The following is an 11,633-nucleotide window of genomic DNA, read 5'->3' on the forward strand; positions in this document are numbered from 1 at the left end:
AGGGCAGTTATGGATTAAAATATTTCCAGATAAACCAATTACTAAAAAACCATTAGAAGTACGTATGGGTAAAGGTAAAGGTGCACCTGAATATTTTGTAGCCGTAGTGAAACCAGGAAGAATTATGTTTGAAGTAGGTGGAGTACCTGCTCACATAGCAAAAGAAGCTTTACGTTTAGCAGCGCAGAAATTACCTGTTAAAACAAAACTTGTTGTAGCTAGAGATTTTGATAACGCTTAATAACCGATTAAGAAAATGAAACAATCTGAAATTATAGGATTATCAACGGAAGAGTTACAAGAGAAACTTGGAAGTTTGAAAAAGAGTTATACTGATCTAAAAATGGCTCATTCAATTTCACCATTGGAAACTCCAATGCAGTTGAGAGCACTTAGAAGAACTGTTGCACGTGTGGCTACAGAATTAACTAAAAGAGAATTACAATAATTGTAATCAGTAAAGATGGAAAAAAGAAATCTTAGAAAAGAGAGAATAGGTGTAGTTTCTAGTAACAAAATGGAGAAATCTATTGTTGTTGCTGAAGTTAAAAAAGTGAAACATCCTATGTACGGAAAATTCGTGTTAAGCACTAAAAAATATGTAGCACACGATGAGACAAATGATTGCAATATTGGAGACACTGTTAGAATAATGGAAACGCGTCCAATGAGTAAATCAAAACGTTGGAGATTAGTAGAAATCCTAGAAAGAGCTAAATAATTATGTTACAGACAGAATCAAGATTAAGAGTAGCTGATAATACTGGAGCTAAAGAAGTTTTAGTAATACGAGTTTTAGGAGGAACCAAAAAGAGATACGCTTCAATTGGAGATAAAATAGTAGTAACCATTAAGGATGCTACTCCAAGCGGAACTGTAAAAAAAGGACAAGTTTCTAAAGCTGTAGTTGTTAGAACGAAGAAAGAAATTAGAAGAAAAGATGGATCTTATATAAGATTTGATGATAATGCTTGTGTGTTATTAGATGCTACTTCTGGTGAAATGAAAGGAACACGTGTATTTGGACCTGTTGCTAGAGAACTTCGTGAAAAACAATTTATGAAAATTGTATCATTAGCACCTGAAGTGCTTTAATAAACTATTTATAAGATGAAGTTAAAGATCAAATCAGGAGATAGTGTTCGAGTTATGGCAGGAGACCATAAAGGTGAAGAAGGAAAAGTAGTTACTATTTTTCCAAATAAAAATAGAGCAATTGTTGAAGGTGTCAATATGATATCTAAACATACAAAACCTAGCGCACAAAACCCTCAAGGCGGTATTGTGAAAAAAGAAGCTTCTATTCATATTTCAAACTTAATGTTACTAGAAAATGGAGAAGTAACCAAAGTTAAGTATAAAGTAGAAGACGATAAAAAAGTTAGAGTTTCTAAAAAAACTGATAAAGCAATTTAGTTATGAGTTATATACCAAGACTTAAAGAAGAGTATAAGACTAGAGTAATTAAAGCTCTTACTGAAGAATACAGTTACAAAAATATAATGCAAGTTCCTAAATTACAAAAAATTGTAATAAGTAAAGGAGTTGGTGCTGCTGTAGCTGATAAGAAATTAATTGATTATGCTGTTGATGAATTGACTACAATTTCTGGTCAAAAGGCAATATCAACAATATCTAAAAAAGATGTTGCAGCTTTTAAATTACGTAAAGGTGTACCAATTGGTGCAAAAGTAACTTTACGTGGTGTAAAAATGTATGAATTTTTAGATAGATTAGTTACAGCATCTTTACCTCGTGTAAGAGATTTTAACGGTATCAAAGCTAATGGTTTTGACGGTAGAGGAAATTACAATTTAGGTATTACTGAACAAATAATCTATCCAGAAATAAATATTGATAAAGTAAATAAAATTAGTGGTATGGATATTACTTTTGTAACATCTGCTACTACTGATAAAGAAGCAAAATCATTATTAAGTGAATTAGGTTTACCATTTAAAAAGAATTAAGAAATGGCCAAAGAATCAATGAAAGCCCGTGAGGTTAAGAGACAAAAGGTAGTTGCTAAATATGCTGAAAAAAGAAAAGCTTTAAAAGAAGCTGGAGATTATGAAGCATTACAAAAACTTCCTAGAAATGCATCACCAGTACGTTTACACAATCGTTGTAAATTAACAGGAAGACCAAAAGGTTATATCAGACAATTTGGAATATCACGTGTAACATTTCGTGAAATGGCAAATCAAGGTTTAATACCAGGAGTAAGAAAAGCTAGTTGGTAAAATTATAAATTGGTTATAGGTTCAATAATAACATTGAAAACCATAACCGCAAATTAATAAAAATGATTACAGATCCAATCGCAGATTATCTAACGAGAGTTAGAAACGCTATTATGGCGAGCCATAGAGTTGTTGAAATACCAGCATCTAAGGTGAAGAAAGAAATAACTAAGATTTTATTTGATCAAGGTTATATATTAAGCTACAAGTTTGAAGACGAAAGTATTCAAGGAACTATTAAGATAGCTTTAAAATATGATAAAGCTACAAAAGCTTCAGTTATAAAAAAACTACAACGTGTTAGTACACCTGGTGTACGTAGATATGTTGGTGCAAATGAAATGCCCCGTGTATTAAACGGATTAGGGATAGCAATAGTTTCAACATCACATGGTGTTATGACTGGGAAAAAAGCTACTCAGGAGCATGTTGGAGGAGAAGTTTTATGTTACGTTTATTAATAAAGAACTAAGTAAAGATGTCAAGAATAGGAAATAACCCAATTACTTTACCAGAAGGTGTTACATTCGAAGTTAATGAGAATGTTGTTACTATAAAAGGTAAGTTGGGAGAGTTATCTCAGGAAATAAAAGACGGTATTACAATTAAAGAAGAAGAAGGAAAAGTTGTTTTAGAACGTCCTTCAGATAGTAAAAACCATAAAGCAAAACATGGTTTATACAGAGCTTTATTAAATAATATGATTTTAGGAGTTTCTAAAGGATGGACGAAAGAATTAGAACTTGTTGGTGTAGGGTATAGAGCAAGCAACCAAGGTCAAGTGTTAGAATTAGCTTTAGGTTTTTCTCACAATATAGTTTTAGATATAGCTCCAGAAGTAAAAGTAGAAGCTGTTTCAGAAAAAGGAAAAAATCCAAGAGTAAAGTTAACTTCATTTGATAAACAACTTGTTGGTGCAGTTGCGGCTAAGATTCGTTCTTTCCGTAGACCAGAACCATACAAAGGAAAAGGAGTTAAATTTGTAGGAGAAATATTAAGAAGAAAAGCAGGGAAATCTGCATAATAAGTTATAGTATTATGGCATTATCAAAGCTTCAAAGAAGGCAAAGAATTAAGCATAGAATCAGAAAAATTATTTTTGGTACCGCTACTAAACCGAGACTATCGGTATTTAGAAGCAACAAAGAAATTTATGCTCAATTAGTAGATGACAACTCAGGTGCTACATTAGTATCAGTTTCATCTAGAAATAAAGAAATAGAAACAGCAGGTTCAAAATTAGACATTGCAAAATCAGTAGGTAAAAGTATCGCTGAAAAAGCAAAGAGTGCTGGTATTGAAACAGTTGCTTTTGATAGAAATGGATTTTTGTATCACGGTAGAGTAAAAGCTCTAGCAGACGCTGCAAGAGAAGCAGGTTTAAAATTTTAATATATTATGTATCACAAATACAAAAACGTAGAAAGAGTTAAGCCTAGCGGGTTAGAACTACAAGATCACTTAGTTGGTGTACAAAGAGTTACTAAAGTAACAAAAGGGGGTAGAGCATTTGGTTTTTCAGCTATTGTTGTAGTTGGAGACGGAAATGGAGTTGTAGGCCAAGGATTAGGAAAATCTAAAGATGTAGCATCAGCTATTGCAAAAGCAATTGAAGATGCAAAGAAAAATTTGGTTAGAATACCAATTATTAAACAAACATTACCACACGAGCAAAAAGGGAAGTATGGTGGAGCAAGAGTGTTTTTAAAACCAGCTTCACATGGTACAGGAGTTATTGCTGGTGGTGCTGTTCGTGCGGTACTTGAGTCAGTAGGTGTACACGATGTACTTTCAAAATCGCAAGGTTCATCTAACCCTCACAATGTTGTAAAAGCTACATTTGATGCTTTATTACAATTGCGTAGTGCAAGTATGATTGCTAAAGAAAGAGGAATTTCTTTAAATAAAGTTTTTAACGGATAAAAGGGACTACGATGGCAAAAATTAAAGTAACACAAGTACGAAGTAAAATTAGACGTCCTCAAAATCAAAAAAGAACTTTGGAGGCTCTTGGTTTAAAAAAGATTAATCAAGTTGTTGAACATGAGGCTACTCCTACAATTTTAGGAATGGTAAATACAGTTTCACACTTAGTTTCTGTTGAGGAAATTAAATAACATTTTATAAAGAAGATGACATTAAATAACTTACAACCTGCTAAAGGATCGGTTAAAACACAAGGGAAGCGTGTTGGTAGAGGACAAGGTTCTGGTAAAGGAGGCACAGCAACCAGAGGTCATAAAGGTGCTAAATCTCGTTCAGGATACTCTCGAAAAGTTGGTTTTGAAGGTGGTCAAATGCCTTTACAAAGACGTGTACCTAAATTTGGTTTTACTAATATTAATCGTAAAGAATATGTAGGTGTAAACTTACATAAACTTCAAGAATTAGTTGACAATAAAAAAATTAAAGATACTGTAACATTAGATATTTTAGTTGAAAATCGTTTAGCTCGCAAAAATGACCTAGTTAAAATATTAGGAAATGGAGAGTTAAAAGCAACATTAAATGTAACAGTTCATAAATTTACTGCAACTGCAAAATCCGCAATTGAAAAAGCTGGAGGTTCAGCTGAAACGGTATAATAATTAGCTATAAGATGAAAAAATTTATTCAAACCATTAAAGACATTTGGAGTATAGAAGAACTTAGAAATAAGGTTCTATTAACACTTGGATTTATGGCGATTTATCGTTTTGCAGCTCAAATACCACTTCCTGGTATTGATATTACTGTTGCTCAGGCAGCACTTAAAAGTCAAACAAGTGGTGGTGGAATATTGGGATTGCTTGATATGTTTACAGGTGGTGCATTTGCAAAAGCATCAGTTGTTGCATTGGGTATTATGCCTTATATTTCTGCATCTATTGTGGTTCAATTGATGGGAATTGCGGTTCCTTATTTACAAAAACTACAAAAAGATGGTGAGAGTGGTAGAAAAAAGATAAATCAAATAACGCGTTGGTTAACTATTGCAATTACTATGGTGCAAGGACCTGCGTATATTACTAATATTTATCAATTAATTCCATCTGAAGCTTTCTATATTAGTGGTAGTATGTTTTGGTTATCTTCAATGGTAATTTTAACTTCGGGTACTGTATTTGCAATGTGGTTAGGTGAAAAAATTACTGATAAAGGTATAGGAAATGGTATATCATTATTAATTATGATTGGTATTATTGCTCGTTTTCCAGGGGCTTTCATTCAAGAAGTAGTTTCTAAAATTACAGCTTCAAATGGTGGATTGATTATGATCTTATTGGAGATTATAGTATGGTTCTTAGTAATCTTAGTAAGTATATATTTAGTGACTGCTGTTCGAAGAATTGCTGTTCAGTATGCTAGGAAAACTGTTGCAGGAAATATTAAAAATATTGCAGGAGCAAGAGATTATATTCCTTTAAAATTAAATTCATCAGGTGTAATGCCTATCATATTTGCTCAAGCGATTATGTTTGCACCTGCATTAATGGCTGGCTCAGAAAATGATACGGTAAAATCAATTGGTATTGAGTTTTCAAATATGTTTGGTTTATGGTATAACTTATTATTTGCATTTTTAATTATAATATTTAGTTATTTTTATACTGCAATTACAATTCCTACCAATAAAATGGCAGATGATTTAAAAAGAAGTGGAGGATTTATTCCAGGAGTAAGACCAGGAAAAGATACAGGTGAATTATTAGATAGAGTATTATCTTTAATTACATTCCCTGGATCTATATTTTTAGCGTTGGTTGCTATTTTACCTTCTATCGTTATTAATTTTGGGTTAACTCAAGGTTGGGCTTTGTTTTATGGAGGAACGTCATTGTTAATTATGGTTGGTGTTGCAATAGACACAATTCAACAAATTAACTCTCATTTATTAAATCGTCATTATGATGGTTTAATGAAGAAAGGAACTAAAAGAAAATCAATAGCATAATATGGCAAAACAACCAGCAATACAACAAGACGGAACAATTACAGAAGCATTGTCTAATGCAATGTTTCGTGTAGAGTTGGAAAATGGACATGTGGTAACAGCACATATCTCAGGTAAAATGCGTATGCATTATATTAAATTATTACCAGGTGATAAAGTGAAGTTAGAAATGAGTCCGTACGATTTATCAAAAGCAAGAATTACTTACAGATATTAAAGTATAAACGATGAAAGTTAGAACATCAATAAAAAAGAGAAGCGCCGAGTGCATAATTGTGCGACGAAAAGGCAGATTATACGTAATCAATAAAAAGAATCCTAGATTTAAACAAAGACAAGGATAATTATGGCAAGAATAGCAGGTATTGATATTCCAAAAAACAAGAGAGGTGTTATTGCATTAACATATATTTTTGGAATTGGTAAAAGTAGAGCTAAAGAAATTTTAGCTGCAGCAAAAGTTGATGAAGGTACAAAAGTTCAAGATTGGACTGATGCGGAAATTCACGACATTAGAGAACAAGTAGGTGACTACATTATTGAAGGTGAATTACGTTCTGAAACTCAATTAAACATTAAACGTTTAATGGACATTGGGTGTTACAGAGGTATTCGTCACAGATCAGGATTACCTTTAAGAGGTCAAAGAACAAAAAATAATTCTAGGACTAGAAAAGGTAAACGTAAAACTGTAGCTAACAAGAAAAAAGCAACTAAATAATAACTAATATATTATGGCGAAAGCAAGTTCAAAAAAACGTAAAGTTATTGTTGAGACAGTTGGTGAGGCTCATATCACAGCTTCATTCAACAATATAATTATATCACTAACCAATAAAAAGGGTGATGTAATTTCTTGGTCATCAGCTGGGAAAATGGGATTTAGAGGTTCTAAAAAGAATACTCCTTATGCTGCTCAATTAGCTGCAGAAGATTGTGCAAAAGTTGCACATGAAGCAGGTATGAGAAAAGTAAAAGTGTATGTTAAAGGACCTGGTAACGGAAGAGAATCAGCAATTCGTTCAATTCATAATTTAGGAATTGAAGTTTCTGAAATTATTGATGTTACACCTGCACCACATAACGGTTGTAGGCCTCCAAAAAGAAGAAGAGTATAATTAATTAATTTTTAACAGATAGGAGTTAGATTATCGAAGGATTAGCCTTAATTCATAATCCCTATCATATAATAATAAAAAATGGCAAGATATACAGGACCAAAAACAAAAATTGCCCGTAAATTCGGAGAAGCAATATTTGGAGAAGATAAATCTTTTGAAAAAAGAAATTATCCTCCAGGACAACATGGAAACAACAGGCGTAGAGGGAAAAAATCAGAATACGCAATGCAGTTGTCTGAAAAACAAAAAGCTAAATATACGTATGGTATTTTAGAAAAACAATTTTCAAACTTATTTAAAAAAGCATCTAGTAGTAAAGGTATTACAGGTGAAATTTTATTACAACTTTGTGAATCTCGTTTAGATAATGTAGTATTTAGATTAGGTATAGCACCTAGCCGTAGTGCAGCACGTCAATTAGTATCTCACCGTCATATAACTGTAAATGGTGAGTTAGTAAATATACCATCATATTCTTTAAATGCTGGAGATGTTGTAGCAGTTAGAGAAAAATCAAAATCATTAATTGCTATTGAAGATTCTTTAGCAGCAAGAAATGATGTTTATGAATGGCTTTCTTGGAATTCAGAAACTAAACAAGGTAACTTTGTTAGTATTCCTGAAAGAATGCAAATTCCAGAAAATATTAAGGAACAATTAATCGTAGAGTTATACTCTAAATAATTTTAAAGATACCAATTCAATTATGGCAATTTTAAATTTTCAAAAGCCCGATAAAGTAATTATGATTGATTCTACTGATTTTGAAGGTAGATTCGAATTTAGACCTTTAGAACCAGGTTTTGGTTTAACTGTAGGTAATGCTTTGAGAAGAGTATTATTATCATCATTAGAGGGATTTGCAATAACATCACTTCGAATTGAAGGTATTGAGCACGAATTTTCTACAATTAAAGGTGTTGTTGAAGATGTAACAGAAATTATTTTAAACTTAAAGCAAGTACGTTTTAAGAAACAAATAGAAGATTCAGATAGAGAAACTGTTAGTATATCAATTACCAATCAAGAGCAATTAACGGCTGGTGATTTACAAAAATATATTTCTGGGTTTCAAGTTTTAAACCACGACTTAGTAATTTGTAATATGGAAAAATCTGTTAAACTAGATTTTGAAATTACAATAGAAAAAGGAAGAGGTTTTGTGCCAGCTGAAGAAAATAAAAAATCGGGCGTTGCTTTAGGAACAATTTTTACAGACTCAATTTACACACCAATTATTAATGTAAAATATGCTGTTGAAAATTTTCGTGTAGAGCAAAAAACCGATTATGAAAAGTTAGTATTTGATATATCTACTGATGGATCAATTGCACCTAAAGATGCTTTAACTGAAGCAGCAAAAATATTAATTCATCATTTTATGTTATTTTCTGATGAACGTATAACATTAGAAGCTGATGAGATTGCACAAACTGAAACATATGATGAAGAATCTTTACATATGCGCCAGTTATTAAAAACTAAATTAGTGGATATGGATTTATCTGTAAGAGCACTAAATTGTTTAAAAGCTGCAGAGGTTGATACATTAGGTGACTTAGTATCATTTAATAAAAATGACTTAATGAAGTTCCGTAACTTTGGAAAAAAATCTTTAACTGAATTAGATGAATTAGTTCATAATAAAGGTTTAAACTTTGGTATGGATTTAGGTAAATATAAATTAGATAAAGATTAAGTTAAAACCTCGGTTTTAATTAAGACAAGATAAGGATGAGACACGGAAAGAAATTTAATCACTTAGGAAGACAAACAGCGCATAGAAAAGCAATGTTTGCTAATATGGCTAGTTCATTAATTGAACACAAACGTATTAATACAACAGTTGCAAAAGCAAAAGCTTTGCGTCAATTTGTTGAGCCTTTAATTACAAAATCTAAAGATGATACTACTCATAATCGTAGAGTTGTGTTTAGTTATTTAAGAAATAAGTATGCTGTTACTGAATTGTTTAAAGAAGTTTCAGTAAAAGTAGCAGATAGACCAGGTGGATATATACGTATTATAAAATTAGGAAACCGTCAAGGAGATAATGCACCTATGGCAATGGTTGAACTAGTTGATTATAACACAACTTACAATCCAAATGGAGCTAAGAAAAAGAAAACTACTCGTAGAGGTAAAACTAAAAAAGTTGAAGAGGTTGTTGAAACTACTAAAGATAGTAAAGATACAAAGTAACTAATGAAAACTTTTTAATAATATAAAATGGGATAAACTTTAAAAAAGTTTATCCCATTTTATTAATAAACACATATGAAAGAAATAAAAATGAAGTACATTTTTCAACTTATGTTACTTTTCAACTTATGTTACTTTAATTCCTACAGCCAGCATATTACAATTAAGCGTATAGAAAGTAGGTTAATTACTAATGAAGGAATTGAGTTCTTGGGTAATTTAAATGATAAAAGTAATGACTTATATTCTTTTTCAAATTGGAGAAATGAGGGAATTATATATTTAAATAATAAAGCTTATAGTCTTTCCAATATAAATTTTAATGTTAATAAAAATTTGTTTGAAAGTAGAATTAGTAGAGATAAACTATTTGCTTTTAATAAAGCAGAGATTGATTCGGTAAGAATAAATAATTTTTTATTTAAAAAAATAGGAAATTCCTATTATGAAGTGTTATTTGAGTCTGAAAATAATTTACTACTAAAGAAGCATGATATTACATTTCGAAAAGGAATTGAAAACCGTTTAGGAGGTGGCACGCTAGGGAAAACTAAAGAACTTATAGCATATAATTACCTTATAAAATCTGGAGATTTATTTAAAAGAGTTGAACTTAAAAAAAATAGTATTTTAGAAGTGTTAAACCCAAATATTAATAAAAAATTTCTTGCAAATTTTGTTAAAAAGGAAGATTTATCTTATAAAAAAGTAAAAGATATAATTAGAATTTTTAAATTTATACTTAGAAACTCAAATAGCATTATTTAATAAAAGTTTTAATTAAACAAATGAAGTATACACAACGTAAAAGAGCAATTTTATTATTAGCTGACGGTACTGTTTTTGAAGGTAAGTCAATTGGAAGAGATGGTACATCTTTTGGTGAAATTTGTTATAATACGGGGATGACGGGTTATCAAGAAATATTTACAGATCCTTCTTACTTTGGGCAATTAATGTTAACTACAAATGCTCATATTGGTAATTATGGTGTAAATGATAATGAAGTGGAATCTAATTCTATTAAAATTGCTGGATTAATATGTAAAAATTTTAGTTTTAATTACTCAAGAGATAATGCACAAAGTTCACTAGAAAGTTATTTTGAGAAAGAAAATATAATGGCAATTTCTGATATAGATACTAGAGCAGTAGTAAGATATATTAGAGATAAAGGAGCTATGAATGCAGTAATTTCAACAGAAGCAGACTTAAATCTTTTAAAAGAACAATTAAAAGCAGTTCCCAATATGAAAGGTTTAGAACTAGCATCAAAAGTTTCTACAATTAAATCATATTTTTTCGGAGATGAAAAAGCACCAATTAAAATTTCAGCTTTAGACCTAGGTATAAAAAATAATATTTTAAGAAATTTAGCCAATAGAGGTTGTTATATTAAAGTGTTTCCTTTTAATGCAACTTTTGAAGAAATGAAAGCTTTTAATCCTGATGGATTTTTCTTATCAAATGGGCCTGGTGATCCAGAACCGTTGAAGAAAGCTCAAGAATTAGTAAAAGAAATTATACAACGAGACTTACCATTATTTGGTATTTGTTTGGGGCATCAAATTATTGCTTTAGCAAATGGAATTTCTACGTATAAAATGCATAATGGGCATAGAGGTATAAATCATCCAGTAAAAAATGTAATTACTGGGAAAGGCGAGGTAACCTCACAAAATCATGGGTTTGTTGTAAAAAGAGAGGACGTAGAAGATCACAAAGATTTTGAAGTAACACATATTCATTTAAACGATGAAACGCTAGCAGGTATGAGAATGAAAAATAAAAATTGTTTTTCAGTTCAATACCACCCAGAAGCTAGTCCAGGGCCGCATGATTCATCATACTTATTTGATCAATTTATTGAAAATATAAAAGCATCTAAAAAATAATTTAGAAACCCATTAACATAAATCTAGTGGTTTTTTTATAAGTACTAAAACGAAAACGTTATCGTATAAAAGGTTTAAATAAAAAATATATTTAACCTAAAATTCGTAACTTTGAATAAGAAAAATAACCAATAAAATTATATAGATATGAGTATGATATTAAGTGTTCATGCACGTCAAATTTTTGATTCAAGAGGAAATCCAACTGTAGAAGTTGATGTAGTTACTGAAAATGGAG

Annotated in this window: 24 protein-coding genes; all 24 read left to right on the forward strand. The window is 30.8% G+C overall.

The features are described 5' to 3' along the window. A partial coding sequence (rplP, locus tag QM495_RS03460; protein ID WP_408670717.1) for a 50S ribosomal protein L16 occupies positions 1 to 241 on the forward strand: 241 nt, incomplete at its 5' end. Positions 242 to 256: 15 nt separating this feature from the next. Further along, positions 257 to 448: a 50S ribosomal protein L29 gene (gene rpmC / locus QM495_RS03465; RefSeq protein ID WP_408670718.1), complete on the forward strand. Its 192-nt coding sequence runs from the start codon at positions 257 to 259 to the stop codon at positions 446 to 448. Positions 449 to 463: 15 nt separating this feature from the next. Further along, positions 464 to 721, forward strand: coding sequence for a 30S ribosomal protein S17 (gene rpsQ, locus QM495_RS03470; RefSeq protein ID WP_089378507.1), 258 nt, complete (start codon positions 464 to 466; stop codon positions 719 to 721). A gap of 2 nt (positions 722 to 723) precedes the next feature. Next, on the forward strand, positions 724 to 1,095 hold the full coding sequence (rplN, locus tag QM495_RS03475) for a 50S ribosomal protein L14 (protein ID WP_408670719.1): 372 nt from the start codon (positions 724 to 726) through the stop codon (positions 1,093 to 1,095). 15 nt (positions 1,096 to 1,110) lie between these two features. Continuing rightward, positions 1,111 to 1,416, forward strand: a complete 306-nt coding sequence (rplX, locus tag QM495_RS03480; protein ID WP_408670720.1) for a 50S ribosomal protein L24 — start codon at positions 1,111 to 1,113, stop codon at positions 1,414 to 1,416. Between the two features lie 2 nt (positions 1,417 to 1,418). Beyond that, positions 1,419 to 1,970, forward strand: a complete 552-nt coding sequence (rplE, locus tag QM495_RS03485; protein ID WP_408670721.1) for a 50S ribosomal protein L5 — start codon at positions 1,419 to 1,421, stop codon at positions 1,968 to 1,970. Positions 1,971 to 1,973: 3 nt separating this feature from the next. Next, the gene (gene rpsN / locus QM495_RS03490) at positions 1,974 to 2,243 is read left to right on the forward strand and encodes a 30S ribosomal protein S14 (protein ID WP_408670722.1); all 270 of its coding nucleotides are present in this window, start codon (positions 1,974 to 1,976) and stop codon (positions 2,241 to 2,243) included. 62 nt (positions 2,244 to 2,305) lie between these two features. Continuing rightward, complete coding sequence (rpsH, locus tag QM495_RS03495) at positions 2,306 to 2,704, forward strand: 30S ribosomal protein S8 (RefSeq protein WP_408670723.1); 399 nt, start codon at positions 2,306 to 2,308, stop codon at positions 2,702 to 2,704. Between the two features lie 17 nt (positions 2,705 to 2,721). Beyond that, positions 2,722 to 3,267, forward strand: coding sequence for a 50S ribosomal protein L6 (gene rplF / locus QM495_RS03500; protein ID WP_408670724.1), 546 nt, complete (start codon positions 2,722 to 2,724; stop codon positions 3,265 to 3,267). Between the two features lie 14 nt (positions 3,268 to 3,281). Then, positions 3,282 to 3,635 carry a 50S ribosomal protein L18 gene (gene rplR, locus QM495_RS03505; protein ID WP_408670725.1) on the forward strand — a complete coding sequence of 118 codons (354 nt, stop codon included), beginning with the start codon at positions 3,282 to 3,284 and terminating at the stop codon, positions 3,633 to 3,635. 6 nt (positions 3,636 to 3,641) lie between these two features. After that, complete coding sequence (gene rpsE, locus QM495_RS03510; RefSeq protein ID WP_408670726.1) at positions 3,642 to 4,166, forward strand: 30S ribosomal protein S5; 525 nt, start codon at positions 3,642 to 3,644, stop codon at positions 4,164 to 4,166. A gap of 11 nt (positions 4,167 to 4,177) precedes the next feature. Next, positions 4,178 to 4,360: a 50S ribosomal protein L30 gene (rpmD, locus tag QM495_RS03515; protein WP_408670727.1), complete on the forward strand. Its 183-nt coding sequence runs from the start codon at positions 4,178 to 4,180 to the stop codon at positions 4,358 to 4,360. Positions 4,361 to 4,375: 15 nt separating this feature from the next. Further along, positions 4,376 to 4,828 (forward strand): 50S ribosomal protein L15, encoded by a 453-nt coding sequence (gene rplO / locus QM495_RS03520; RefSeq protein WP_408670728.1) that lies wholly within the window; start codon positions 4,376 to 4,378, stop codon positions 4,826 to 4,828. A 14-nt stretch (positions 4,829 to 4,842) separates the two neighbouring features. Continuing rightward, on the forward strand, positions 4,843 to 6,177 hold the full coding sequence (gene secY, locus QM495_RS03525) for a preprotein translocase subunit SecY (RefSeq protein ID WP_408670729.1): 1,335 nt from the start codon (positions 4,843 to 4,845) through the stop codon (positions 6,175 to 6,177). 1 nt (position 6,178) lies between these two features. Next, positions 6,179 to 6,394, forward strand: a complete 216-nt coding sequence (gene infA, locus QM495_RS03530; RefSeq protein ID WP_028887454.1) for a translation initiation factor IF-1 — start codon at positions 6,179 to 6,181, stop codon at positions 6,392 to 6,394. A 10-nt stretch (positions 6,395 to 6,404) separates the two neighbouring features. After that, positions 6,405 to 6,521 carry a type B 50S ribosomal protein L36 gene (gene ykgO, locus QM495_RS03535; protein WP_408670730.1) on the forward strand — a complete coding sequence of 39 codons (117 nt, stop codon included), beginning with the start codon at positions 6,405 to 6,407 and terminating at the stop codon, positions 6,519 to 6,521. Between the two features lie 2 nt (positions 6,522 to 6,523). Beyond that, the gene (gene rpsM / locus QM495_RS03540) at positions 6,524 to 6,898 is read left to right on the forward strand and encodes a 30S ribosomal protein S13 (RefSeq protein WP_408670731.1); all 375 of its coding nucleotides are present in this window, start codon (positions 6,524 to 6,526) and stop codon (positions 6,896 to 6,898) included. 13 nt (positions 6,899 to 6,911) lie between these two features. Continuing rightward, positions 6,912 to 7,295, forward strand: a complete 384-nt coding sequence (gene rpsK, locus QM495_RS03545; RefSeq protein WP_291796587.1) for a 30S ribosomal protein S11 — start codon at positions 6,912 to 6,914, stop codon at positions 7,293 to 7,295. 81 nt (positions 7,296 to 7,376) lie between these two features. Beyond that, entirely contained in the window at positions 7,377 to 7,982 is a 606-nt protein-coding gene (gene rpsD, locus QM495_RS03550; protein WP_408670732.1) for a 30S ribosomal protein S4, read from the forward strand. Between the two features lie 22 nt (positions 7,983 to 8,004). Then, a complete protein-coding gene (locus QM495_RS03555) occupies positions 8,005 to 8,997 on the forward strand; it encodes a DNA-directed RNA polymerase subunit alpha (RefSeq protein WP_408670733.1) in 993 nt (330 codons plus the stop codon). A gap of 35 nt (positions 8,998 to 9,032) precedes the next feature. Continuing rightward, a complete protein-coding gene (gene rplQ / locus QM495_RS03560; protein ID WP_408670734.1) occupies positions 9,033 to 9,500 on the forward strand; it encodes a 50S ribosomal protein L17 in 468 nt (155 codons plus the stop codon). A 75-nt stretch (positions 9,501 to 9,575) separates the two neighbouring features. Beyond that, positions 9,576 to 10,268: a hypothetical protein gene (locus QM495_RS03565; protein ID WP_408670735.1), complete on the forward strand. Its 693-nt coding sequence runs from the start codon at positions 9,576 to 9,578 to the stop codon at positions 10,266 to 10,268. Between the two features lie 20 nt (positions 10,269 to 10,288). Then, positions 10,289 to 11,395 carry a glutamine-hydrolyzing carbamoyl-phosphate synthase small subunit gene (gene carA, locus QM495_RS03570; protein WP_408670736.1) on the forward strand — a complete coding sequence of 369 codons (1,107 nt, stop codon included), beginning with the start codon at positions 10,289 to 10,291 and terminating at the stop codon, positions 11,393 to 11,395. A 147-nt stretch (positions 11,396 to 11,542) separates the two neighbouring features. Next, positions 11,543 to 11,633, forward strand: a 91-nt coding sequence (locus QM495_RS03575) for a hypothetical protein (protein ID WP_408670737.1), incomplete at its 3' end; no start/stop codon positions are given.

Source organism: Lutibacter sp., assembly GCF_046055765.1.
Lineage (GTDB): Bacteria > Bacteroidota > Bacteroidia > Flavobacteriales > Flavobacteriaceae > Lutibacter.

What these genes read in the sequence shown, in the direction of transcription:
- rplE (WP_408670721.1), top strand. Translation starts at nt 1,419, where the DNA reads ATGAGTTATATACCAAGACTTAAAGAAGAGTATAAGACTAGAGTAATT.
- rplO (WP_408670728.1), top strand. Translation starts at nt 4,376, where the DNA reads ATGACATTAAATAACTTACAACCTGCTAAAGGATCGGTTAAAACACAA.
- QM495_RS03555 (WP_408670733.1), top strand. Translation starts at nt 8,005, where the DNA reads ATGGCAATTTTAAATTTTCAAAAGCCCGATAAAGTAATTATGATTGAT.
- ykgO (WP_408670730.1), top strand. Translation starts at nt 6,405, where the DNA reads ATGAAAGTTAGAACATCAATAAAAAAGAGAAGCGCCGAGTGCATAATT.
- rpsH (WP_408670723.1), top strand. Translation starts at nt 2,306, where the DNA reads ATGATTACAGATCCAATCGCAGATTATCTAACGAGAGTTAGAAACGCT.
- rplX (WP_408670720.1), top strand. Translation starts at nt 1,111, where the DNA reads ATGAAGTTAAAGATCAAATCAGGAGATAGTGTTCGAGTTATGGCAGGA.
- rpsM (WP_408670731.1), top strand. Translation starts at nt 6,524, where the DNA reads ATGGCAAGAATAGCAGGTATTGATATTCCAAAAAACAAGAGAGGTGTT.
- rpmD (WP_408670727.1), top strand. Translation starts at nt 4,178, where the DNA reads ATGGCAAAAATTAAAGTAACACAAGTACGAAGTAAAATTAGACGTCCT.
- rplR (WP_408670725.1), top strand. Translation starts at nt 3,282, where the DNA reads ATGGCATTATCAAAGCTTCAAAGAAGGCAAAGAATTAAGCATAGAATC.
- rpsQ (WP_089378507.1), top strand. Translation starts at nt 464, where the DNA reads ATGGAAAAAAGAAATCTTAGAAAAGAGAGAATAGGTGTAGTTTCTAGT.
- rpmC (WP_408670718.1), top strand. Translation starts at nt 257, where the DNA reads ATGAAACAATCTGAAATTATAGGATTATCAACGGAAGAGTTACAAGAG.
- secY (WP_408670729.1), top strand. Translation starts at nt 4,843, where the DNA reads ATGAAAAAATTTATTCAAACCATTAAAGACATTTGGAGTATAGAAGAA.
- QM495_RS03565 (WP_408670735.1), top strand. Translation starts at nt 9,576, where the DNA reads ATGAAAGAAATAAAAATGAAGTACATTTTTCAACTTATGTTACTTTTC.
- rpsD (WP_408670732.1), top strand. Translation starts at nt 7,377, where the DNA reads ATGGCAAGATATACAGGACCAAAAACAAAAATTGCCCGTAAATTCGGA.
- rpsE (WP_408670726.1), top strand. Translation starts at nt 3,642, where the DNA reads ATGTATCACAAATACAAAAACGTAGAAAGAGTTAAGCCTAGCGGGTTA.
- rplQ (WP_408670734.1), top strand. Translation starts at nt 9,033, where the DNA reads ATGAGACACGGAAAGAAATTTAATCACTTAGGAAGACAAACAGCGCAT.
- rpsK (WP_291796587.1), top strand. Translation starts at nt 6,912, where the DNA reads ATGGCGAAAGCAAGTTCAAAAAAACGTAAAGTTATTGTTGAGACAGTT.
- rpsN (WP_408670722.1), top strand. Translation starts at nt 1,974, where the DNA reads ATGGCCAAAGAATCAATGAAAGCCCGTGAGGTTAAGAGACAAAAGGTA.
- carA (WP_408670736.1), top strand. Translation starts at nt 10,289, where the DNA reads ATGAAGTATACACAACGTAAAAGAGCAATTTTATTATTAGCTGACGGT.
- rplN (WP_408670719.1), top strand. Translation starts at nt 724, where the DNA reads ATGTTACAGACAGAATCAAGATTAAGAGTAGCTGATAATACTGGAGCT.
- rplF (WP_408670724.1), top strand. Translation starts at nt 2,722, where the DNA reads ATGTCAAGAATAGGAAATAACCCAATTACTTTACCAGAAGGTGTTACA.
- infA (WP_028887454.1), top strand. Translation starts at nt 6,179, where the DNA reads ATGGCAAAACAACCAGCAATACAACAAGACGGAACAATTACAGAAGCA.